This is a genomic window from Oceanobacillus arenosus, assembly GCF_003369575.1.
Classification (GTDB): Bacteria; Bacillota; Bacilli; order Bacillales; family Amphibacillaceae; genus Oceanobacillus; species Oceanobacillus arenosus.
In genome coordinates this window covers 88,439-112,788 of sequence record NZ_PIOC01000001.1, presented here as the reverse complement: position 1 = coordinate 112,788, position 24,350 = coordinate 88,439, and the positions used below count along the sequence as shown (strand labels likewise).

Sequence of the window (24,350 nt, the reverse complement as noted above, 5' to 3'; positions counted from 1 at the left end):
AATGAACCCCCTGCTACATGAATAGGGGGTTCATTATTTATATCTTCACATACCATTTACACTTATGAAAAACTAGCGCCAAGACTGTCCAGATTCCAAATATAATGGAGGCGTATATTAAGACTGGGGCTGAACTAATCTTCTCCGTAAACATATGGATATAATGATTAATGGAAAATACCCCTTCTGTATTTTGAATCGTAATATGAATAAGAAGGGAATATAAAACATACTTGCCAAAATAGATAAAGAAACTATTTTTCCCAAAAGCCTCCATAAACCATAGAATAGCCCTTTTAATAGGCTTGGTTCTTGAAGTAATCGGGTTCCTATCAAATAGTAGATGGAAAATAGCCAAAAGTACTGATGTAACCCCAGCAGTTACTAATGCAAACGCTGGTGTCCATATTCTTTTCCCAAAAGGAAGAATGGATGAAACAATCAGTGCAAGTACTATTAGTACAATGCCGTGTATGAGTAGTTTATTTTCTTTTCCTTTTTTCGATAATAACATTCTACCAGCTGAAAATCCGAATAAAACATTTCCCAAAGCAGCGAAGGTTGATGGGATGCCCTCAGGGTCGTAGCCCAGTTCTCCCTGTGCATAAATATGGTTTTCCCCAAAAATGGCAGTATCAATTACTCCAGAAGGGTTACAATCTGGCTGTGGTAAGCCTTCCTCACAAGCACTGCCAATATAAAGTAAGTTTGCTCCGTGAATAGATAAAATCAACATCCCAATCAAGGTTAATTGGACTGGATTTTTGACATATTTGGTAATAATAACAGTCGCAATCCCTAGGACGGCAAACATTTGTAATACCCCTGTAAACCGTAAAGTCGAAAAACTTAATGACCATGCAGCGATAATATTAAAGATTAGACCGAAGATAATTAGCTTGATTGTCCGCGTTAAAAATCTTTTGCGTTTTACTCCTTTTTGATATGCTATCGCCATGCTCGTACCAAAAATAGTTAGGAAACAAGGTAAAATAAAATCTACAAGCGTCAATCCATACCATTCAGCATGCTGGTCAAAAGAAAAAACTCCTGAAGGGATGCTAAACATAAAAACAGAAAGTAAAACGATTAGTCCTCGTGTCATATCGATAGAATGTATTCTTCGTTTACGCTGATGTTCTCTACTAATATTTTTTTCCATACAATTACCTTTCCTTAATTCGACTATTCTCGTCATATTAATCTATGAATCATAGATGGATTAATTTTAACATAAAAGAATTCCTTTTTATCGTGTAATGAAGGAAATTCTAGATTTGTCTCTCTTTCATACTAAAAAAATGTATAATAGAAGCAGGGGGAACATGAAAATGAAGAAGATATTGCTTTTATTATTATTACTATTTTTCCCAGTACTATTTACTGGAACTGTATATTCTAACGGAGATGGAAATCAAGTTATTTATTACATCCCACACCAGGATGACGAAGTACTAACATTTGGTGTTTCGATTTATAGCTATTTACAACAAGGATATGATGTTCATGTCGTACTATTAACAGATGGATCTAATTCTGGTATACGGAAGCAATTAGGGATGACAAAGGAAGCATTTGTTACTGCTAGAAATCAGGAATTTGATAAGGCATTAGCGGTTTTAGGTGTAAAATCTGAAAATATTACGAAGAGAGCTTACACAGATGGACAGCTTACAGAAGAACAAGTGGAAGCTGTAATAAAGGAATACAATAAGAAATACCCGATGGCAATCCATAAGACCTTCAGTTACTATGATCCACATCCAGATCATGCGGCAGCTGGAAATGCTTTGAGGAATCTAGTGCAACAAGAGATTCTAACAGATGCAGCCTATTATATAGGACCGAATTATACACCGACAAATGTTGATATTCTTAAAGACTCCTATGATTCGTCCTACTATCCATTCATAAAAGCGGCTAGTCAAAGCTACAATGTGGAGAATGAAATCATAGGCATGTATGGAATTGGCTGGAAATCTGTGCCTAAGCAGTTTGAATTCTTGGAAAGTGACCCAATGAGTAGGTATCATGAATAGTTGTAATCTAGTAAAGCACTCAGAGGCTATCTGATGGGAAATAACTGAAGAAAGCAGTGCTCACAAGCTTTAAATTAGCTTTTAATATTTATAGATAGGAGGAAAATAATGCAGCGTAAATACAATCTATTTAATATAATACTAGTATTAATCATAATCCAATCCTTACTGAATCCGAGTTTAGTATTGGCGAATGGGTCGTTACATAGATTAGACAATCAAGAAAAAATATCACAGCAATTTTTGAATGAATTTTCAACAAATGATCAACAGTTAACCTTTATTATTAAATTAAGAGAACAAACGAATACGGGGGAAGTTGCTGAAATTGCCAAGGAAGGTGCGGAACGCTCTCGTGCTAGTTTACAAGAAATAGAGGAAGTAAAGCATGAGGCAGTTATTTCTGCATTAAAAGATACATCCAATGAATCACAGCAGGATGTACTTGGGTACCTAGAAGAACAAGTGAAAGCTGGTAATGCTAGAAATATTAGACCCTACTATATTATTAACGGAATCGTAGTAACTGCTACCAAAGAGGTTGCCGAAGAAGTAAGTACATATTCTGAGGTTGAAAAGATTCTTGCAAATGAAACACGTTATTTGCATGAAACGACAAAAACTGATGAAAATGTGAGCATGCAAAATGCTGTGCAAAATATCGAGTGGAACATTGACCGTGTAGGTGCTCCAGAGGCATGGAGCAGTGGCTTTGATGGAACAGGTGTTGTAGTTGCTACAATTGACTCTGGTGTAGACTGGGAGCATCCTGCACTAAAAGAAAAGTATCGTGGATACAATGCTGAAACAGGTAAAGTAAATCATCAATATAGTTGGTTTGATGCAGTGAAAGAAAAGAACAAAGTACCATATGATCCAGATGGACATGGTACCCATGTTACCGGGACAATTGTCGGTGGTGAACCAAATGGGTCTAATCAAATCGGGGTTGCGCCAGGTGCTAAGTGGATAGCAGTAAAGGCTTTTGGCGATGATGGCTCGGCAACTGATGCAGATTTATTGGAGGCAGCCCAATGGATATTATCGCCAACAGATGAAGCTGGAAATGAAAGACCTGACCTTGCCCCAGATATCGTGAATAACTCTTGGGGAGGAGGAAAAGGTCATGATGAATGGTATCGTGAAGTAGTCAAGGCTTGGAAGGCTGCTGGAATATTCCCCGTATTCGCTGCTGGAAATACGACATTAAATAATACTGGTGGACCGGGATCGGTTGAAGTGCCCGCAAATTATCCTGAATCATTTGCTGTTGGAGCAACAGACCAGGATAATCACCTAGCATCCTTTTCTTTATTGGGTCCTTCACCATATAAAGAAATAAAACCAGATGTCACAGCCCCTGGTGTTGGAATTCGCTCATCATTACCTAATAGTAGTTACGGGCGCCTGAATGGAACTTCGATGGCAGGACCAGCAGTGGCCGGAGTAGTTGCCCTATTATATCAAGCAGCGCCTGACCTATCTATTGATCAAATGAGTGAAATTTTAAAGAATACAGCAATACGATTAAAAGATAGAAAGTACCCAGGATATCCGAATAATGGATATGGGTATGGATTAGTACAAGCAATGCCAGCGCTGACTGCAGTTCTTGCAGCTGGGAAGGAGCCGGTAACAAGGATAGCTGGTTACTTAAGGTATGATACAGCAATTGAAGTAAGTAGAAATGGCTGGAATTCTGCAGATACAGTTATTTTAACTCGAGGCGATAATTTTGCAGATGCACTGGCTGGCGTTCCATTGGCATCTAAATTAGATGCGCCTATGCTGCTAACTCCTAGCAACAAGCAGTTATATGCGCAAACATTGCGTGAAATTAAGCGATTACGTGCATCTAATGTCATCATTTTAGGTGGAGAAGTCGCAGTTAAAAAAGCTGTTGCTGAAGAACTGAAGAAGGAAGGGATTAATGTTCGGAGAATTTCAGGAAATTCAAGAGCAGATACTGCTGCATTAATAGCTTCAGAAGTTTCACCAGAGGGTATTGATAAGGTTGTTATTGCGAATGGTTATGACTTCCCTGATGCTTTGTCAATAGCGGCCTATGCAGCAAAAGCAGGCATGCCTATTCTATTAACGGAAAGTAAAAAGCTTCCTATAAGCACAAAGGCTGCAATCGGCAAGCTAAAAGCTAAACAGACCATCGTTGTCGGTGGAAAATTAGTTGTAAATGAATCGCTTATGAAGCAGTTACCGAATGCAGTTAGAATAAGTGGCCAGGATCGCTACAAAACAAATATTGAAATAGCAAAGTATTTTGGGATTACTAATAAGCATATGTATGTAGCAACAGGTAAAAACTATGCGGATGCATTAACAGGTGCAGTACTTGCAGCTAAAAATAATAGTGCCATATTACTGGTACATCAAACAATACCAGAAATAACGTCAACCTATATTAAAAATCAAGCGTTAGAGCGTTTGACAATTTTCGGTGGCAACGTTGCAATTAAAGCAGAACAGGAAAATCAGCTAAAACAATTACTTGCCAAATAATTATATATAAACCCGTCTTTCTATTTGAAGATGGGTTTTTTTCATAACGTTTCAAATGATTAGTAAAGGGTATAGATGAATGGACTTATGTTAATTTTTTAGATAATTACTTATTTCATATAGTTGAAGCTATTTTTATAAACTGGTATTAGGCGCAATGTTGATTGCAACTCCGGATAGTCGTGCACCTTGGGTAACTCTTCAACTCCTCCGGAAGAAAGGGCCATCTAGTGGATTTTCAGCGATTGCCATTCCCATTCCCGCAGGACAAGGAAGGCTTAGACAGAGTTACATCTGCCTAGCCAAAAGTATAACCATTAAATGACAAGGGGGTATGAGCCATGAAGAAATCAGGAGTTATTGCCCTGTCTATAATCTTAATATTGGGATTAATTTGGGGTGTTTTTTACCTGACGAATGAGTCAAATGAGCAAGACACAGAATCAGATCAAGGTAGTACTGGAGAACAAAATGAGGGGGATGAATCAGTGACCCAGCAAATAGTAAAAGCAGATAATGGTTTAACGTTTGAATTAGCAGAAGTGGAAGCAGCAGGTAATGGCAAAGCATTTCACTATACCGTTACAAATGATAGTACAGAAGAAATAGAACTCAACTTCACGACAAGTCAGCGTTATGAATATGAATTAAGAAACATAACAGAAGGGACCACTACAAAATATTCGGATGGACGCGCATTTATGCAGGTACTAGGTGATACGAAGCTTGCCCCATGGGAAAGCACAGGCTATGATATTTCTTTACAAACGTTAAAACCCGGTGAATATCAGCTAACCGTTTTTCTAGTAGCGAAGAACATGTCCGAATATGTCGTTTCCGAATCATTCGTGATTGAGGAATAAAGGAAGTATCCATTCAGTAGAGATTCTAAGTTCCATCCTAATTGAGAGTTAATTAAATAAAATGGGCTTTAATAGGCAGTAAATTCCTGAACTAGTAACCTTAGATTCATAGTTTTGGGATTTATTGCCTATTAATTTTACTATGATAAATTATTTGACTATTATACCTATTAGAAATATAATTGCCATGTAAAGAATATGTAAAATGAACTTAATATTTGTAGAATAGGAGGGGCGTTTAGATGAGGTTAATCCTACAAAATAGCTGTCATTTAGTAAGGATTAACTACAGGATTAAAAGTAAATTAAATAGAGGGGGAAAATTTTTTGAAAACGATTAGAAAGTTATTAGCAGTAGTTTTAGTGCTTTTACTTACTTTCTCTAATTTCTCAGTGATTTCTGCTAATCCGCAAAAAGTAGATCCAGTAGAGTTAAAGAAAGAAGTAACTACGAAGGATAAAATTAAAAAAGAAGAATTGGAAAAGCAATACAAAGAAACCGATAAGGTAAGAGTAATTGTAGAAGTGCAAGGGGAACCTGCAATTACATATGCGACAGGACAAGGAAAGAAATTTAGTGAACTTTCAAAAGCAAAAAAAGAAGAATTACAGGCAAGTGCACTTAAAGCACAAGAAAAAGTAAAAAATGAACTAAGTAAAAAGAAATTGGATGTCGAATATAAAGAAAGCTTTACGACAGTGTTCAATGGATTTAGTGGAATTGTTGAATTTGGAAAGATTGCAGCAATAGAAAAGCTAGCTGGTGTTACAAATGTAACAATCAGTAATGAATATGAACGTCCAAAAGCTGATCCAGAAATGCGCTATAGTAAAGAATTAGTTGAAGCGCAAAAGACTTGGGATGAATATGGTTATGATGGTGAGGGAATGATTGTCGGTGTCATTGATTCCGGAGTTGATCCTAGCCATAAGGACTTTATTTTAACGAATGAAAACGGAGCAGAGTTAACGAAGGATTCTGTATTGAATTTCCGATATAAGGAAAATCTTCCAGGCAAATACTATACAGCAAAAGTACCATATGGTTATAACTATATGGATGAAAACGAGGAAATCCGCGACTTAGGCCCAGATGCTTCGATGCATGGTATGCACGTTGCAGGAACTGTTGGGGCAAATGGGGACGAAGAAAATGGCGGAATCAAAGGTGTTGCACCAGAAGCACAAATCTTAGCGCTTAAAGTATTCGGTAATGATCCAATGATGCCATCTACATGGGGAGATATCTATATTAAAGCAATTGACGATGCAATCATTTTAGGTGCAGATGTACTGAATATGAGTTTAGGTTCTACAGCATCATTTGTTGATGAAACTGATCCTGAGCAGCAAGCAATTGAAAATGCAGTTGAAAATGGTGTGCTAATGTCTATTTCTGCAGGAAACTCTGCACATCTAGGAAATGGCTTCTTTAATCCGTATGCATCAAATCCAGATATTGGTGTGGTAGGCTCACCAGGTTTGTCTTATGACTCATTACAAGTAGCTTCCATCGAAAATAGCTACATGGATATGGATGCACTGGAATATGCATTTGGCAAAAATTCGGGACTTGTTCCATTCATGTCAGCAAGCAGTGTCCATCCAAATGATCTCGGTGGAACGTATGAATTTGAATTTGTTGGAACAGGTACAGCAGATGATTTTGCGGGTAAAGATCTAACTGGTAAATTTGCCTTTGTTGTTCGTGGAAATTCATTCGTAGACACAGCATATAATGCACAGGATGCAAATGCAGCAGGTGTAATAGTTTATAACCATTCTGATGGATGGGTAAACATGGCATCAGAATCGGATATTGTTATCCCACAACTATTCATGGCAAAAACGGATGGTGAGTTATTAAGAGAACAGCTAGATGCTGGAGAAAAGGTTACCGTTTCCTTTAATGGTGATACGCTTACTGCAGCGAATCCGTTAGCAGATTCTATGTCAGATTTCTCATCATGGGGTGTTACACCGAATCTTGATTTCAAACCTGAAATTACAGCACCAGGTGGAAATATTTTGTCCACTTTCCAGGATAATAAATATGGAACAATGAGTGGTACTTCAATGGCAGCACCACATGTATCTGGTGGTTCTGCACTTGTACTCCAACGTGTGGATGAAGAGTTTGATTTAGAAGGTAAATCACGCGTTGAAATGGCAAAAAATATTTTAATGAATACAGCTGAGCCGATAATTGATAAGGGAGCAGTAAATGATGCGTTTGACACTGAACTTCCTTACTCACCACGTCGTCAAGGTGCAGGGATTATGCAACTTCATAAAGCAATCTCAACACCTGTTGTTGTAACTGAAAAGGAAACAGGCGAAGCAAAGGTAGCATTAAAAGAAGTTGGCGATAAATTTAACTTTACTTTAGAAGCTACAAACTATGGTGATAAAGAAGTGGCGTACGATGTAACAGCAAATGTGCAAACAGATTTCCAAGTTTGGGGTCTTTTAGGTAATGCATATGTAACTGGTACTCTTGATCAACTCGAAGCAGCAGAGCTTCAAGCTGATGTAAAAGTCAATAATGGTAAATCAATCGTGACAATTCCTGCTGGAAAAACAGCGACAATTAAAGTTGAAGTTGATTTGTCAAAAGCAAAAGTATTTACGGTTAATGATGATGGAGTTTTCATGAATTTAGATCCTAATGAAGTATTCCCTAATGGCTACTTTGTTGAAGGATTTGTAACATTGTCTGACGCAAAAGCAGACGAACTGCCAGATCTATCTGTACCATATGTCGGATTTGCAGGTGACTGGAATGCTGCACCGATTCTGGACGAACTGGCTTATGATGAAAATGATTCATTCTATGAAGAGGCTGCAATGCTTTCTGATGGACAAGATGGTTTTTATTACTATCTAGGTAATGATCCAGTTACAGGAAAAAATTCAACAGCAAATATTGCAATTTCGCCAAATGGTGATAGTGCCAATGACGAAATTATTCCACTGCTATCATTTTTGCGAAATGCGAAAACAGTGGAATACAGTGTATTAGATAAAGATAAAAAATCTTTACGTAAAATCAAATCAGAGAGTGATATTAGAAAAAATTACTTTGATGGCGGTCTTGACTCACCATACAGACTAAACCCAAATGTTTTCTGGGATGGTACGGTTAAGAATAAAGTAGTTGCTGATGGACAATATTATCTTGAAATTGCTGCGACAATTGACTATAAAGGAAAAGAAGCACAGAAGCTTCAAGTACCTGTAATTGTTGATACAGTGGCACCTAAACTTAACGCTAATCTGGAGGGAAATAAAGTAACATTTAGTTCTTCTGATGATCGTTCTGGAGTGTCTTATGTAGAAGTAGTGTTAAATGGAAAGAGCCATGAAATTTTACCAGCTACTGCCAAAGAATATACGTTTACCAAAAAGATTGGACCAAAAGATGGTGTGACTCTAGTAGCAGTTGACAATGCTGGTAATAGTAAAGAAATAGAAGTACAAGAACAACTTAATCCTAATAAACCAGTAGTTGAAGTTTATTCTCCTGAAACATTTGGAATCTATAATACTAGTGAAATCGAAGTATTTGGTACTGTTACAGCAGATTCTAAAATTGTTGACTTTACTGTAGAGGGAGAACCAGTAGAATTAGAAAAGTTTGATAAAGGAGTTTACTTCTTTGACACCTTTGTTGAATTTGAAGATGGGGACCACCCATTGCACATTTATGCTAAAGATGAGAAAGGCAATGAAACATCACTATCAAATAGCAGATTGTTCTTCGTTGATACAACAGCACCTGGAATCAAGGTGAAATCACCAAGTTTTGTAGATCACAAAACAACATCAGCGAAGCTCGTTGCACAGCTTACAGATAACTTTGATGAGTTAATTTATACTGTGGATGGCAATGAAGAATTTGCGCAACAGATGTCTGGTGATAAGATGAAGGCAATTAGTAAAGAAGTAACAACAGAAGTATCACTTGAACCAGGTGAAAACGTATTTAATTTAGAAGTAGTGGATGTAGCAGGCAACACAACAACGAAAGAAGTAAGCATTTATCGTGCAACATCTGCTGAAGATCAAGCAGTTTCACGTATCTCAGGACCTGATCGTTATAAAACAGCAGTAGCAGTGAGTAAGGACGGTTGGGCTTCTGCAGATACTGTTGTTTTGGCACAAGGAAACGACTTTGCAGATGCACTTGCGGGTATTCCGTTGGCTGAAAAATACGATGCACCGTTATTATTAACACAACCAACGAAATATACAGAAGTAACGAAGGCAGAGATTGAACGTTTAGGTGCAACTACTGTGTACTTGCTTGGCGGCGAAGTAGCAATCAGCGCTGATGTCGAAGCAGCATTAACGAAGCAAGGACTTGAAGTTATTCGTTTAGCTGGTCATTCACGTGTCGATACTGCAATTGAAATTGCGAATGAAGTCGTGGAAGAAGGATCAAGTGAACAAGCGGTACTTGTTAATGGATACAACTTCCCTGACGCATTATCTGTTGCTTCATATGCAGCAGAAGCGGGAATCCCAATTCTATTAACACAAACAGATAAGCTTCCAGATGCAACTAAACAATTACTAAAAGACTTGTATGTAGATGAAACACTAGTAATTGGTGGACCTGTAGCAATTTCTGAAAAAGTAGCAAAACTTGTTCCAAATCCGGAAAGAATTAGTGGACATTCTCGTGAAGATACAGCTGTAGCGGTTGCAGAATACTTTGATGTAGATTCCACGAAATACTATGTTACAACTGGTGCTGACTTCCCAGATGCATTAACAGTTGCAGCAAGAGCAGCTAAAGATAATACAGGAGTTCTTCTTGTGAGAAATTCTGTATCTGAAGGGGTAGGCACATTTATTACAGAAAACGACATTGATTGGGTTAAAGTAATTGGTGGACCTCTAGCTGTAAGTGACAAGATTCTAAATGAACTTAAAAAATTAGTAGATTAATAGAAATGGTTTGGGTTTGTATTGTAAAAAGACTCTAGATTGCTCTAGAGTCTTTTTCATTTTATATCGCTTGTTCTACTATTTCATCTTCAGCAGGAGGATTAAATTGACCTTCCCATTTAGCAACAACAATTGCTGCCAATGAGTTTCCTACCACATTAACTGCTGTACGCCCCATATCAAGAATACGGTCGATTCCAGCTATAAACGCTAATCCTTCAGCAGGCAAGCCGATCGTACTGAATGTAGCCAGCAATACAACAAAGGATACACCAGGTACACCGGCCATTCCTTTAGATGTCACCATCAAAACTAACATTAGTAAAATTTGCTGTCCAATGCTTAGATGGATATCAAACATTTGGGCAATAAATAACGATGCAATTGCTTGATATAAAACAGATCCATCCAGGTTAAAGGAATAACCCGTTGGAATAACAAAAGTAGCAATGTGTTTAGGTGCTCCTGCTTGCTCCATCTTGTCCATAATTCTTGGAAGCACTGTTTCTGAACTTGAAGTTGAAAATGCCAAAATTAATTCTTCTTTAATCATGTTCAATAATTTAAAGATATTAAATCCAACGATTTTAGCCATCAAGCCTAAAACGACGATAACAAAGAAAAACATCGTTCCATATACAGTAAGGGCTAACTTACCTAATGGAATCAGTGAAGTGAATCCATATTTAGAAATCGTTACACCAATTAAAGCAAATACACCAATTGGTGCATACCTCATAAATAGATTTGTAACATAGAACATGGCATTTGCCATACCTTCGAAGAACCTGAGTACGGGTTTTCCCTTCTCGCCAATTGCAGCAATACCAAGACCAAATACAACTGCAAAGAAGATAACTGCCAGCATGTCGCCTTCAACCATCGCTTGTAATGGATTTGTAGGAACAATATGCAAGAGTGTATCCGCGATAGACTTGCCGTCTTGATCCTCATTTGTTTCGACATAACTGGAAATATCACCTTTTTCCAGGCTGTCCATATTTATTCCAGCGCCAGGCTGAAATACATTCCCAGCTATTAGACCAACTGCAATTGCAACCAATGTCATACCAATAAAATATGTTAATGATTTACCGCCAAGTTTACCAACAGATTTTAAATCTCCAACCCCGGCAATTGCGACGATAATACTTGAAAGTACAATAGGAACAACAATCATTTTAATTAAACGGAGAAACAGATCACCGAATGGCTGTAAGAAACCTTGCGCCGTTTCACTTCCGTAGAAAATACCACCAATAATAACACCTAAAATCAGACCAATGAAAATTTGATTAGCTAAACTAAATCTAAACTTTTTCATCAATTACCCTACCTTCTTGTTAGTTTTATATGTGCCTAGGCAAGGGAAACAAAGATGATTTGAATAAAAACGAGAATTGACAAACACAATAGCGGAAGCGCCCGTTTAGCGAAGTACGGACTGCGCCCCACAAGACGTGGGGTGGTTCGACGTTGCCACAAAGGTTTTCGATGGGGCGAGTAATCCCAGTCCCAGGAAGTGGCGATCTTAGTCGAACTTTTCCTTGCCCTTTGAGATAAAGGAAACATACCCCTGCATTTTAGGGGTATGCCGACGTTGGCGAAGCCAGGCTTTAGTCGGCCTTCCTTAACAACAGGAGTCAATGTTGACTTTCACCACAAGGGATAAGTGCGACTAATCCTCTGTTTTCAACAATCGGCAAGTCTTCTTTATCGTACGGAGGTGAGGGAAGTCGCGCTAGTAGCTGGGAGCTGAACGTGGCTGCACTTGTCATAAGAATTAGATAGGGTATTTTTTATACTTTCCTATCCAATAAAAAAAGACACGGGTAGTGTCAATTAGCACTAATTCAGATATTCATTTGTTTCCATTAAACGCTGACGAGGTTAGCTTTCGGGTTAGGGCTGTGGGAAACAGTAAGCCCATCCGTAGAAGGATTCACTCCACGCGGAAATACCGCAGTAATTATTGGGTCCCCCGTTCTTAAAAGCAAGATTAAGCGAAATGCATAAAATGCTCTTTCATTGTACTATAAGATGATCAATTTTGTAAACGGAAAATCTTCCTATGTATTTATTACGGTATATTTAATCCACTTTATCGCATTATTTCTAGCAAGCTATTAAAACATTTCCCTGCATATTAACAATAAGACAAATCTTTGCTATTATTAATAGTATAAATCTAAGAATCTACGAATGTTACAATAATTCCTTAAATAATGCTAAAATTCGACATAATATTAGATGCCAGCTAGAGGAATAGATTTAGAAAAATGCTCAGACAACATATCATAGGAGGTAAAAATGAAGAAAATAAGCTTAGCAGTGGCGCTGGCACTTATCATGCAAATCATCTTTTTACAATCACCAGCTGCTGCAGAAAGTACGGAACATAATGAGCAATCAGAAGTAGAGAACACGAAGGAAGCTCTGGAAGACGAATACAATGAATTCGGAATCAAGATTGGTACAGAGGTTTATGGAATAGACATCAGTAAGTTTAGTGAAGAGGAATTACAATATGTACCAGAGGCCTGGCGTGATGGCGTTTTTGATGACAGTCATCCCGAAGCGGAAGAAGAACCAGCCGCTACTTTAAATGCTTCCTATCCAGATGTGAACAACTATATCAAGAATATGAAGCCAGTTAATATTGATTATAACCATATTAATCATCTGCCGAAATTTCCTTATCGGAGTGGATATGGTGCGGTTGAAGGTGTAGTTGCGCATGAAACAGCCAATGATAAATCTACTATTAATGGTGAAATTAATTATATGAAGGGAAATTATAAAAGGGCTTTTGTTCATGCATTTATCGATCATAATCATATTATTGAAACACATCCAACAGATTATGGGGCATGGGGAGCAGGACCTATTGCTAATGATCGATTTGTCCATGTCGAACTTGTAAGAGTTCACAGTTTTGATCAATTTGCCCGCTCTATTAATAACTATGCTTATTATATAGCTAAAGTATTATTTGATTATAATCTTGGTGTTACAGACGCTGAAAACACAGGAAAAGGCACATTATGGTCGCATAAAGCCGTTTCCACGCATCTTGGTGGAACAAACCATGTCGACCCACACGGATATTTTGCAAGATATGGCTATAAATGGAATGACTTTGTTAATTTAGTAACCTCTAAGTATAACGAAATGAGTGTCCAAAGAATTTCTGGTCACAGCCGGTATGATACTGCAGTAGCAATCAGTCAGGATGGTTGGAAAACTGCGAATTCTGTTGTTGTCGCCCGTGGTGATGACTATGCAGATGCACTTGCTGGTGTTACATTGGCGAAGAAGTATAATTCTCCTTTATTGCTAACACAATCTAATCAATTTACAGATGTAACGAAAAAGGAAATCCAGCGATTAAAAGCAACTAATATTTATATTCTCGGCGGCGAGCTGGCGGTAAGTAAATCAGTTGAAAATGAAATGAGAAAATTAGTTCCAAAGGTAAAACGAATCGGTGGAGGTTCCCGTATAGATACAGCAGTAGCTATTGCAAAAGAAGTGAATAGTGGTGTGCGGAAAGCAGTAATAGTCGATGGCTATGATTTCCCGGATGCATTGTCGGTTGCATCTTATGCATCTCAGCAGGGAATGCCGATTCTGCTGACACAAAATAATAAGCTGCCTGAACAAACGAAACAGGCATTAAAGGATTTAAAAATAACAAATACATTAGCAATTGGCGGTAATTTAGCGATTAGTGATAATGTATTTAAGCAGCTTCCAAATCCTGTGAGAATATCCGGACAAGACCGTTATGAAACAGCAGTGAAAATTGCAGAATATTTTAATCTGAAAAACAAGCATTATTATATTACTACTGGACTGGAATTCCCTGATGCACTCTCAAGTGCTGCATTAGCAGCGAAAGAAGGTAAAGGTTTATTATTAGTAGGTAAAATTATTCCAAAACCTGTTGACACCTTTATTACGAAAAATAAAATCAGTGATTTCACGATTGTTGGGGGAACAACAGTAATCCCTACAATATTGCAGCAAACATTGTCAAGGTATTAATATAGATAAAAAAACAGGAATCTCTTAGATTGAGAATCCTGTTTTTTATCAATTAATTATTATCCTTATATGCAGAAGCTTCATAAAGTCGATCATTATTATTCGTTGATACAATCTCCAAGTGGTCTTTCAGTGCTGCCCTGACTTCATCCAGTGAAGCTTCATCCGCTATCTGATAACTTCCACCATTAATTCTTTCCTCATATGTTTCCAATTTTAATTTATCAATTTTACTTGTACTAAAATTGGAATACTGTTTTGCAAAAGCGAGTACTTCACTTATCCGCATATTTGTTTCGACATTGTTGCCTACTTCTTTCGCTAAGTCATCAATTTTAGTTATTGTACCAACCGATAAAGCCTTACCAATAAGTGCTTCAATTACTTGTTGTTGTCTTTCATTTCTACCAATATCTCCACGTGGATCCTGGTATCGCATTCGTGCATATGCTAAAGCGTATCTGCCATCTAAATCCATTTCACCTTCATAGAATTGCAGTTTCTCAGCTTTACGATCATCACTGTTTTGCTCGAAATCAAATGGAACATCAACTGTAACACCGCCGAAAATATCAATGACATTTTTAAATGCGTCAAAATTAACGGTAGCATAATAATCAATAGGAATATCTAAAAAGTTCTCGACAGTATCAATTGTCATTTTCTTTCCACCGAAGGCATGTGCATGTGTGATTTTATCTTGGTATTCTTTACCAACAATCTCAACTAATGTATCCCTTGGTATACTTAAAAGCTTCAGTCTTTCATCATCGGGATTAAATGTAGCTACCATTAAAGTATCTGTACGACCATTATCACCATTTGTAGAATAATCCTCTACTCCCATTAGCAGAATAGATACCGGATCATTACTTATTGAAACAACCTCATCACGAAGGTCTGATTTTTCTCTACCTAAATCATTGTAAGATTCACTTGCGGCCTGCAGCGTTTGAATCGCAACATATCCACCAAATCCTACTAATACTAGAAACATAAGGATTACGATAAATAAAATACGACGTAATCTCTTTTTCTTTTTTGTTTTACGTACTAATATACGACCCATCGTATTTCTCCTTTAACTCCGTAAAATTTCCATCCTAATAATTATAAATTTTACTTCATTCAATTGCAATGACAATCTATGACATTATTATTATAAATGAGTGACATTAAGAATAGATTACTATAATAAGTAAAAAGTAAGTAATTTGCATCATTTTATAAGTCATATGGTTTTTTCCCAAAGGCATTTTGCTTTATCGTTGAACTGGATATCCCATTCGTTCTGGGCAAATAGACAACATCACAATAATCTTGTAAATAATCAAATTTACCTTTCCAGTCGTCACCCATTACAAAAACATCGATATTGTATTTTTTGATATCGTCGACCTTTTGTTCCCAAGTATTTTCGGGGATTACAAAGTCGACATATCGAATTGATTCTAAGATTAGTTTACGATGTTCAAAAGAATGATATGCCTGCTTCCTTTTTTCCTGATTAAATTTATCGGTAGAAATTCCTACCGTCAGATGGTCACCCATCGCTTTGGCCCGATTTAACAGATGAATATGGCCAGCGTGAATCAAATCAAAAGTGCCATACGTAATAATCTTCATCGTAGTCTATTTCCTCCAAATAGCGCAGCATTTATTAAATAATACCACATATTGCTGCTTCATTTGTTATATTATTAGTAAATATATAAATTCATGAAAGTTAAAGGATGTTAATAAATGGAGAATGAAATAACAGTTGCATCAATTAATATTAGTAATTTAAGCAAAAAGAATCTGCTACATTATCATCTTTTTCCGAGATTGAATCGGCAGCAAAAGTGTATGGTTTTTCTAGCAAATTTAAGACTATTGATTGAAACGACGGAAAATCAAATGTATAAGGCGATAGTCGAGTAAGCGGACTATGTGCTTCCAGCAAGCAGTGGTCTAATGTTGGCGGTGAAGAATCGAAAACAAGCATTTCAGGAACTACTAGATAGTGAAGCATTAATGATAGATTTGCATCAATTTGCAGAAGTTAAGGGGCTTAGCTGCTTTTTTTTTGTGGAAAAGATTATATTAATGAAAAGCTGGTTTTGGAAATAGAAAGGCAGTTTCCAAAACTAATCATCGTAGGATATCATCACTGTGCATTTGAACTTACGGATACACTTATTGCGGAAAATGTGCGGAGGTCAGATGCTGATATTGTATTCGTATCTTTGAACGGAAATGAACAGGAGCAGTGGATTGCTAATACATCTGCCAGCCGCAAGAAAGGGTTATTTATCGGTGTTGGCGAGAGGTTTGATATACTAGCGGGTAAAATGAAACGTGTCCTAGACCAATGGGTGAAGCTAAATCTAGACTGGTTATATCGAATGCTTGCCAGACCCTCGTGTATTAAGCATGCAGGTAAAGGAGTGAGTATACCGGCTAAGATTATACTGGGAAAAGTTTAAGCGTGCTGGCTGATAAAAGGTGCTCCAGCATCGATTAACAAATATTATCTTTGCATATGTATTGCTTTTTTCGCCAAACGGTCCGCATTTTTATTATTGCTTTCAGGAATCCATTTGATAAAGAAATATGGAAAATGACTGATTTCTCCCCTTATTACTTCTAATAAGGGGAGAAATGTTTTGTTTTTAGTGAAATCTTTATCAATAACATCGACTACTACTTGTGAATCGGAACGCAACGATACAACCTCATTTGGGAACTTCTTCTGACATATTTCAAGTGCTTTAATCACCGCATGAAATTCTGCTTCGTGATTAGATAATACTTTCAAAGGAAATGTATATTCGTAATTTTGTCCATTTGCTTTAATATAGACACCTGCACCACTAAGTCCTAAATTGCTATTCGATGCACCATCAGTATAAACTTCAATCAACTTTATCTCACCTTTCCTTTCATCCATTATCATCATACTACCATTTTATAATAAAGAGCGTGATCTATTCTATTTTCTTTTGTTATCAATGCAGAAAGGGTCTGAATCTTAATCAACACTCTCGATAATTTCCAACCTGCACGAGCATTCACCTGTGATTATCGTAAAGTTTTATTAACATAAATATAAACCTAAATTTACAAAATTTACAATCGAATAGGTATAAAGTCTATATAGTCATCTGAAGTTCATTAATCAAATGATAGTCTTAAAAGCTGACAAATTAATGAAAAGTTTGCTGGAAATGAATAATAAATAGCAATTTGCACAAAAATTCTTACAGAAGATTATTAGTTCAAATGAATTAGTTCTAAAGTAATGAAACTTCCAAACTATTGATAATATGGGAAATTGACAGAGGATTTAATGAAACTTATACTTAACTCGAATTGATAGAATACTAGAAAATGAATGGGTCTAACCCTAAAAGGAGAGCTTACTTAACATGAGTAAAGGTAAATGGAGAAAGAGACTGAGTTCCTTGTTGGCAATTACGCTTGTGATTAATTTATTGCTACCAGCATTGCCGATGGCCGCAAGTGCAGAACCTGCAAATGCTTCGGACTTAATTATTTCCGAATACATTGAGGGCAGCAGTTTTAATAAAGCAATCGAGCTTTATAATGGTACCGGTCAGACAATGAATTTAAGTGAATACACGCTGGAGCTTTATGCAAATGGGGCGACTACAGCGAGTCAAAAAGTAAATTTAACAAGTACATTGGCAGATGGGAAAACGTATGTTTTATACCATAATCAAGCAAATAACGAGATAAAAGCAAAGGGCAATTTAGCAAATATGACGGTCATTAATTTCAATGGTGACGACGCCATTGTACTGAAAAAAGCAGGGAAAGTGATTGATTCGATTGGCCAAGTAGGGAAACGAATTGAGAACCTAAAGGATGTTACATTAGTAAGAAACAGTGATATCACAACAGGTGACAAGATCATTGATGATGCATTTGATCCAGCAATCGAATGGACTGCGTTTCCAATGGATGACGCATCAAATCTAGGAACCCACACAATGGATGGTAATCTGCCAGAAGAACCAGGTAATCCAGAAGATGTGATTTCCATTGCAGATGCACGTGCACAAGCAACTGGAGCTGTTAAGGTGAAAGGGATTGTCACTGCAAAATTGAAAAACACGATTCATTTTCAAGATAAAACGGCAGCACTTGCCATTTATCCGAGCGCATTAGATGTAGAAATCGGGGATGAAATCACGGTTTCAGGTTCACTTAGCGCATTTAATGGATTATTACAATTACAAAATGCAACCGTTGACAAGAAAGTGTCACAGGTAGGTGTTCCAAATGCTATCGTATTAACTGGCCAACAGCTTAATGAAGAAAACGAATCGGAGCTGGCAAATGTAAATGATGTTTCGATTGCAGATGTTCAGGAAGGTAACGGTTGGGCGAATTTTACTGCTACGGATGGAACGGAATTTATCGTACGGGATGAAACAGGTGCACTCGGGTTAGAAGTAAGGAATACTTATGATTCGATTACTGGGATTGTGCAAGAATTCAATGGCGCATTCCAAATCATTCCGCGAAATGCAGCAGATATCGTTGCTGATCGATCAGCGGTTCAAGCAGTAGCCGCAACGCCTGGTGCTGGAACAGTACCAACAGGAACAGAAGTAACATTATCAACAAGAACAGATGGTGCAACGATTTACTACACTACGAATGGTGATGAGCCAACAGAGTCTAGTGAAGTATATGAGAAAGCTATCGTGATTGGGCAAGATACAATAATTAAAGCAATTGCAGTAAAAGATGGGCTGACAGCAAGTAATGTCACTACATTCGCTTACAACGTTTTCGACCAAGAAGCAGGCATGCAAATCCATGATATTCAAGGGGAATCGCATGAGTCACCATTAAAGGGTACATTTGTTAATGATATCCAAGGTGTGGTTACGTATATTTATAAAATCGGTAGCGGGAACTATTTCCATTTCCAAACACCAGATAATTTAGCAGACAACAACCCAAATACATCAGAAGGTCTGGTCGTTTATACGGGAAATAAAGCTGCAAATGTAAAAGTCGGCGATTTGGTAAGTGTAACAGGATCGGTTGATGAGTTTCATATCGATGGCTATAACGATACAAAACAAGATACAGACTTAACGGTTACACAAATTAACGCAAGAGACGATCGTGGTGGAATCGTGGAAACTGTGAAACAAAATGTAGCACTTCCAACACCAATCATAATTGATGAAAATAATCTTCCAACTGAAGTGATCGACAATGATAGCTTCGCGGCCTTTGATCCGGAAGAAGATGCGATTGATTTCTGGGAAAGCCTTGAAGGAATGCTCGTTGAGGTTGGCACTGTGAAAGCAGTTGCACCACAGGAGCATGGTGATTTAATCACGGTTCTTGAAAATAGAGAAACCAATACACTTCATGGCGGTGTGAAGCTAACGGAAGAAACAGCGAATCCAGATCGTATCCAATTCAAACTATACGATAATAATCAAGCACGTAATTTTGAGGTAGCAACTGGCGATAGATTTACAGGACCAATTACTGGTGTTGTGAATTATGGCTTCCAAAACTATAAAATTTATGCTGATTTAGAAGATATGCAAGCTAAGTTTGTAAAAGGGGAAGCAACACCAGAAACTACAACAATTGAAAAGGAAGAGGACAAGTTAACGGTAGCATCTTATAATTTGGAAAACTTCTCAAATAATAAATCATCTTCTTCAGTTGATAAAGCAAGAAAATTAGCAAGAGCATTTGCGAAAGACATGCAAAGCCCAGATATTATTGGTGTAACAGAGGTTCAGGATAATAATGGACAGGATGCAGGGGATTCAGCAGCAAATGAAAGCTATGAGCGTTTAATTCAAGCAATCGTTGATGCAGGTGGTGTCCGATACGAATATGCCAATATTGATCCGGTGAATAATGCGGATGGTGGTGCACCAAATGCTAATATTCGTGTCGGTTTCTTGTACAACCCAGAACGTGTTGCTTTAACGGAAGGTATGCCAGCAGGTGACGCAACAACAGCAGTTGGCTATGAAAATGGTAAATTAACGCATAATCCTGGTCGAATTGATCCAACAAATGAAGCGTTTAATAGTAGTCGTAAGCCTTTAGCAGCACAATTTGATTTCCAAGGTGAAAGTGTTATCGTCATTGCTAATCATTGGAATTCAAAAACAGGAGACACTCCATTATTTGGTTCTACACAGCCACCTGTTTATGACAGTGAAGTGCAACGTAAGAAAATCGCTGCGATTGTCAGTGATTTTGTAACAGATATTAAAACACAAAGTCCAGAAGCAAATATCGTATCTGTTGGAGATTTCAATGATTATCAGTTTACAGATGCATTGAAAATCCATGAAGGCGAACATATGACAAATATGATCAACAAGGTTGAAGACGGGGATCGTTATACGTATCTTTTCCAAGGAAATTCACAGGTACTCGACCATATTTTAGTCTCGAATAATTTAGTAGAAGCAACCGAAATCGATATCCTTCATATTAATGCAGATTTTACTGATATGGCAGGGCGTGCAAGTGACCATGATCCAGTAATGGTTAAACTTGATTTAGCAGCAGAAAACGGTGAGAACCCTGAAGAACCGGGAGAGCCAGAAAATCCAGAGGATCCTACATCGATTAAACCTGAGAAAGAATATGATTTTACAAATTTAGAAGCAAAAGAATTAACGCTTCACGATAAGAGCATCTCAATTAACCTTGATTCAAATTCCAAAATTAAAAAAGGAATTACATTTACCGGCGAATACGCAGAATTCCATGGGGATGGATTCAAGCAGACGGAAGTAATCATCAATCCTAAAAAGGCCGGAGCGATTCTTGACTTTAAAGGAACGGAAATGAAAGTGGTAACGATTGAAGGGAAAAATGTTGCGGAAATACGAGGCGCTGAAAACATCGAAAAGATAGAATATAAAAAGGGTGCCAACCAAGATGATATTATTTTCATAGGCTCTAATGGAAAGCCAATTATATCTGAGATTGTACCAGAAGAAACACAAGATTATGGCAACATCAATACAGGAAAATTGAACATTAATAATAAGAGCATTGCCATCACACTTGGCGAAAAAGCAAATGTTAAGAATGGAATCGTCTTTACTGGTGAGTACGCCGAATTTTATGGTGATGGATTTAAGAATAAAACGGTGACGATTAAACCTAAAAAAGCAGGAGCGATTATTGATTTCAAAGGAACGGAAATGTCTGAGGTTATTATTGAAGGCAAAAACGTTTCACAAATAAGAGGAGCAGAAAACGTCCAGAAGTTTGACTACCAGAAAGGTGCAAACCCAGATGGCATTAGATTTATCGACTCAATTGAAGAGGTACCTGAAGCACCAGTAAATAATCCACCAACATTAACAAAGCCTTTTTCAAATCAAAAGGTGAATGTGGGAGAGAGTATTGCGTTCAAATTAGCGGATTATTTTTCTGACGCTGATGGCGATAAATTATCTTTTACTTCTACAAAGGGAGAAATCGACTCAGCTACAGCAACCCTTACGCTTAAGCTTGATGAAGGAAGTCATATCGTAGCTGTTACTGCTACAGATGGAACAGAAAGTATTACAGAAACGTTCAGTGTAACCGTTGAAGCGGTTGAAGTAGATGTACCGCAAGCAGATTATTATGCGAGTGCGATTGGTAAAAAAGGAGATGCATTAAAGGATTCTTTACATGAAATCATCGATGACCATCACCAGCTTTCTTATAGTGAAGTATGGGATGCACTGAAAGTAACAGATGAAGACCCGAATAATCCGAATAATGTGATCTTGCTTTATTCTGGTGAATCACGTTCTAAGGATCGAAATGGTGGCATGGTTGGTGACTGGAATCGTGAGCATACTTGGGCTAAATCCCATGGAAACTTTGGCACAAGTAATGGACCAGGCACAGACATCCATCACTTGCGACCATCTGATGTACAAGTAAACAGCTCTAGAGGAAACCTCGATTTCGATAACGGTGGATCTAGTGTAAAAAATTGTGCGGAATGTAAACGTGATGGCGATTCCTTTGAGCCACCAAATGAAGTAAAAGGCGATATCGCTAGAATGTTATTTTACATGGCAGTGCGCTATGAAGCAGGCGACAAAGTAGATTTAGAATTAAATGATCGTGTGAATAATGGTAGCAATCCATTCCATGGTAAAATTTCTGTCCTGCTGAAATGGCATGAACAGGATCCTGTCAATGAATGGGAAATAAATCGTAATAACAAAATTCAAGATATACAAGGAAACCGTAATCCATTTATCGATAATCCTGAATGGGCAGAAGACATTTGGGAAGAAGCATTGTAAAAATTAATATTAGAAAACTTGGGTGTCACCAAGCCTTTCGGTGACAGTCTTAGTTGCACTTATGTAGTAAGAAAGTCGTTATACTTTCATAACTACCGAAGAAAAACGCAGTTCCCGTGGTGGGGCCTGCGTTTTTTGCCTTCAGTTAAAATTCCTAGTAACTTATTAGAATTATTTATAAAAAATAACTTTAAATCAATATTTTGTTAACAATTAATTGCTATTATTAATTTAACTCAAAAGTGAGCGGTTTTTCTACAATGACCAAATGATAATAAGGAGGGGTAATATGGAAAATCCTAACTACAACTGGAATAATTATAGTATGGAGCATGTGTTAAACATCCAGGAGCAACAAGTGGATCCAATCGAATGGCATGACCCAAAAAATGATCCATTTAAAGTGAATGGCTTTGCATGGTTCGACAAGGAAAAAGAGTATCGGCGCATGCCTAAACACAGTGTTATGGAACTTCCTATATGTGTAGATGAATTGGCTAACTGTACATCTGGTGGACAGATTCGCTTTAAAACAGATTCAACGAAGCTTTTGCTGAAGACTAGGCTTTCTGGTGTAGCTGACATCGGGCATATGGCTGCAACGGGACAGTCTGGATTTGACATTTACATTGGCGAGCCGGGAAAGCAGCATTATCTTGCAACGGCGATCCCGCCTATTCACGAGAAAACCTATGAAGCAATGCTATGGGATTTTACAAGCACGTCCAGCGAGCTTAGGGAAGTGACAATCAATCTCCCATTATATCAAGGCATTGAAGAGCTGCTTATTGGAATTGAACCAGATGCTATTATTGAAGCGCCAACTTCCTATATTTCAAATAAACGCGCACTATTTTATGGTACATCAATCACACAGGGCGGCAGTGCCAGTCGACCAGGCATGTCCTATACGAATATTCTAAGCAGGAGATTTCAACTTGAATTCATTAATCTGGGATTCTCCGGTAGTGGCAAAGGTGAGCGGGAAGTTGCACTTACAATTAGGGACATCGAAAATCCAGCATGTCTGGTGATTGACTACGAGGCGAATGTAACTCCGGATGAATACGAAAAAACATTGGTTTCTTTCATTGAGATTTATCGTGAGCAGCATCCCCTCGTTCCGATAATGGTAATGTCGCGGATTCCACATGCACTGGATATTCTTCCAGAGCAAAATCTAGAAACAATGAGACGCAGAAATCATTCAAAAAAGGTAGTAGACCAATTTAAGCAAAACGGTGATAGTCATATTGTGTTTGTTGACGGATCAAAATTACTAGGCATGCGCTGGCATGAAGGCACAGTTGATGGCGTGCATCCAAATGATTATGGTTTTATGAAAATGGCAAATGGGTTGGAAGCACCATTGTGGTCTATGTTGAAGAGTGTTGGGGTTGTGTGAGGGGGAAGATTTGCTGGGGGAAATCTGACTAGAAGTCTGGGAGCTCGAAAATTGAATTAAGTCCTTTGGCCAAGTGCCGAAAGCTCAAAAATTGAATTAAGTACTCCAATCATGTGCCAATCACTCGGAGATAAAAATAGTCCCACCATATAATTTGTCCAACCAAAAGAAGTGCCTGCACGTCCTTCTTATGCAGACACTCCGT

General features: G+C 37.7%; 15 protein-coding genes and 1 riboswitch. Of the genes, 10 read left to right on the top strand and 5 right to left on the bottom strand.

Translation table 11 applies throughout. The features are described 5' to 3' along the window. Positions 1-37: 37 nt before the first annotated feature. Entirely contained in the window at positions 38-1,162 is a 1,125-nt protein-coding gene (locus CWR48_RS00450; protein WP_170140650.1) for a heparan-alpha-glucosaminide N-acetyltransferase domain-containing protein, read from the bottom strand. 169 nt (positions 1,163-1,331) lie between these two features. On the opposite strand from CWR48_RS00450, the gene CWR48_RS00445 reads away from it, so the two are divergent. From CWR48_RS00445 to CWR48_RS00430, 4 genes are all read left to right on the top strand, one after another. Next, a complete protein-coding gene (locus CWR48_RS00445; protein ID WP_170140649.1) occupies positions 1,332-2,039 on the top strand; it encodes a PIG-L family deacetylase in 708 nt (235 codons plus the stop codon). Positions 2,040-2,147: 108 nt separating this feature from the next. Then, on the top strand, positions 2,148-4,556 hold the full coding sequence (locus CWR48_RS00440; protein ID WP_115771067.1) for a S8 family serine peptidase: 2,409 nt from the start codon (positions 2,148-2,150) through the stop codon (positions 4,554-4,556). A gap of 341 nt (positions 4,557-4,897) precedes the next feature. Further along, complete coding sequence (locus CWR48_RS00435; protein WP_115771066.1) at positions 4,898-5,419, top strand: BsuPI-related putative proteinase inhibitor; 522 nt, start codon at positions 4,898-4,900, stop codon at positions 5,417-5,419. Positions 5,420-5,746: 327 nt separating this feature from the next. Continuing rightward, entirely contained in the window at positions 5,747-10,372 is a 4,626-nt protein-coding gene (locus tag CWR48_RS00430) for a cell wall-binding repeat-containing protein (RefSeq protein WP_245976671.1), read from the top strand. A gap of 61 nt (positions 10,373-10,433) precedes the next feature. Here the strand turns inward: CWR48_RS00430 and CWR48_RS00425 are convergent, their stop codons facing one another. Continuing rightward, the gene (locus CWR48_RS00425; protein ID WP_115771338.1) at positions 10,434-11,696 is read right to left on the bottom strand and encodes a cation:dicarboxylate symporter family transporter; all 1,263 of its coding nucleotides are present in this window, start codon (positions 11,694-11,696) and stop codon (positions 10,434-10,436) included. 540 nt (positions 11,697-12,236) lie between these two features. Beyond that, a riboswitch (cyclic di-AMP (ydaO/yuaA leader) is annotated at positions 12,237-12,388 on the bottom strand. Positions 12,389-12,682: 294 nt separating this feature from the next. On the opposite strand from CWR48_RS00425, the gene CWR48_RS00420 reads away from it, so the two are divergent. Next, positions 12,683-14,419, top strand: a complete 1,737-nt coding sequence (locus tag CWR48_RS00420) for a cell wall-binding repeat-containing protein (RefSeq protein WP_115771065.1) — start codon at positions 12,683-12,685, stop codon at positions 14,417-14,419. Positions 14,420-14,471: 52 nt separating this feature from the next. Here CWR48_RS00420 and CWR48_RS00415 read toward each other — a convergent pair whose 3' ends face one another. Then, positions 14,472-15,488 (bottom strand): LCP family protein, encoded by a 1,017-nt coding sequence (locus CWR48_RS00415; protein ID WP_115771064.1) that lies wholly within the window; start codon positions 15,486-15,488, stop codon positions 14,472-14,474. Positions 15,489-15,643: 155 nt separating this feature from the next. After that, positions 15,644-16,045, bottom strand: coding sequence for a glycerol-3-phosphate cytidylyltransferase (gene tagD, locus CWR48_RS00410; RefSeq protein ID WP_115771063.1), 402 nt, complete (start codon positions 16,043-16,045; stop codon positions 15,644-15,646). Positions 16,046-16,162: 117 nt separating this feature from the next. Here tagD and CWR48_RS00405 point away from each other — a divergent pair, with 117 nt between their 5' ends. From CWR48_RS00405 to CWR48_RS00395, 3 genes are read left to right on the top strand one after another with little or no spacing between them, the layout of a single operon-like run. Then, positions 16,163-16,342, top strand: coding sequence for a hypothetical protein (locus CWR48_RS00405; protein ID WP_115771062.1), 180 nt, complete (start codon positions 16,163-16,165; stop codon positions 16,340-16,342). 33 nt (positions 16,343-16,375) lie between these two features. Beyond that, positions 16,376-16,531 (top strand): hypothetical protein, encoded by a 156-nt coding sequence (locus CWR48_RS20570; protein WP_211316664.1) that lies wholly within the window; start codon positions 16,376-16,378, stop codon positions 16,529-16,531. Next, on the top strand, positions 16,522-16,887 hold the full coding sequence (locus CWR48_RS00395; RefSeq protein ID WP_170140648.1) for a WecB/TagA/CpsF family glycosyltransferase: 366 nt from the start codon (positions 16,522-16,524) through the stop codon (positions 16,885-16,887). Before CWR48_RS20570 ends, CWR48_RS00395 begins: the two co-directional genes overlap by 10 nt. Positions 16,888-16,931: 44 nt before the next feature. Here the strand turns inward: CWR48_RS00395 and CWR48_RS00390 are convergent, their stop codons facing one another. Next, positions 16,932-17,324, bottom strand: coding sequence for an RNase H family protein (locus CWR48_RS00390; RefSeq protein ID WP_115771337.1), 393 nt, complete (start codon positions 17,322-17,324; stop codon positions 16,932-16,934). A 505-nt stretch (positions 17,325-17,829) separates the two neighbouring features. Between CWR48_RS00390 and CWR48_RS00385 the strand changes: the two genes are divergently transcribed. After that, on the top strand, positions 17,830-22,740 hold the full coding sequence (locus CWR48_RS00385; protein WP_245976670.1) for an endonuclease: 4,911 nt from the start codon (positions 17,830-17,832) through the stop codon (positions 22,738-22,740). A gap of 289 nt (positions 22,741-23,029) precedes the next feature. Continuing rightward, the gene (locus tag CWR48_RS00380) at positions 23,030-24,145 is read left to right on the top strand and encodes an SGNH/GDSL hydrolase family protein (RefSeq protein ID WP_245976669.1); all 1,116 of its coding nucleotides are present in this window, start codon (positions 23,030-23,032) and stop codon (positions 24,143-24,145) included. Positions 24,146-24,350 lie beyond the last annotated feature (205 nt).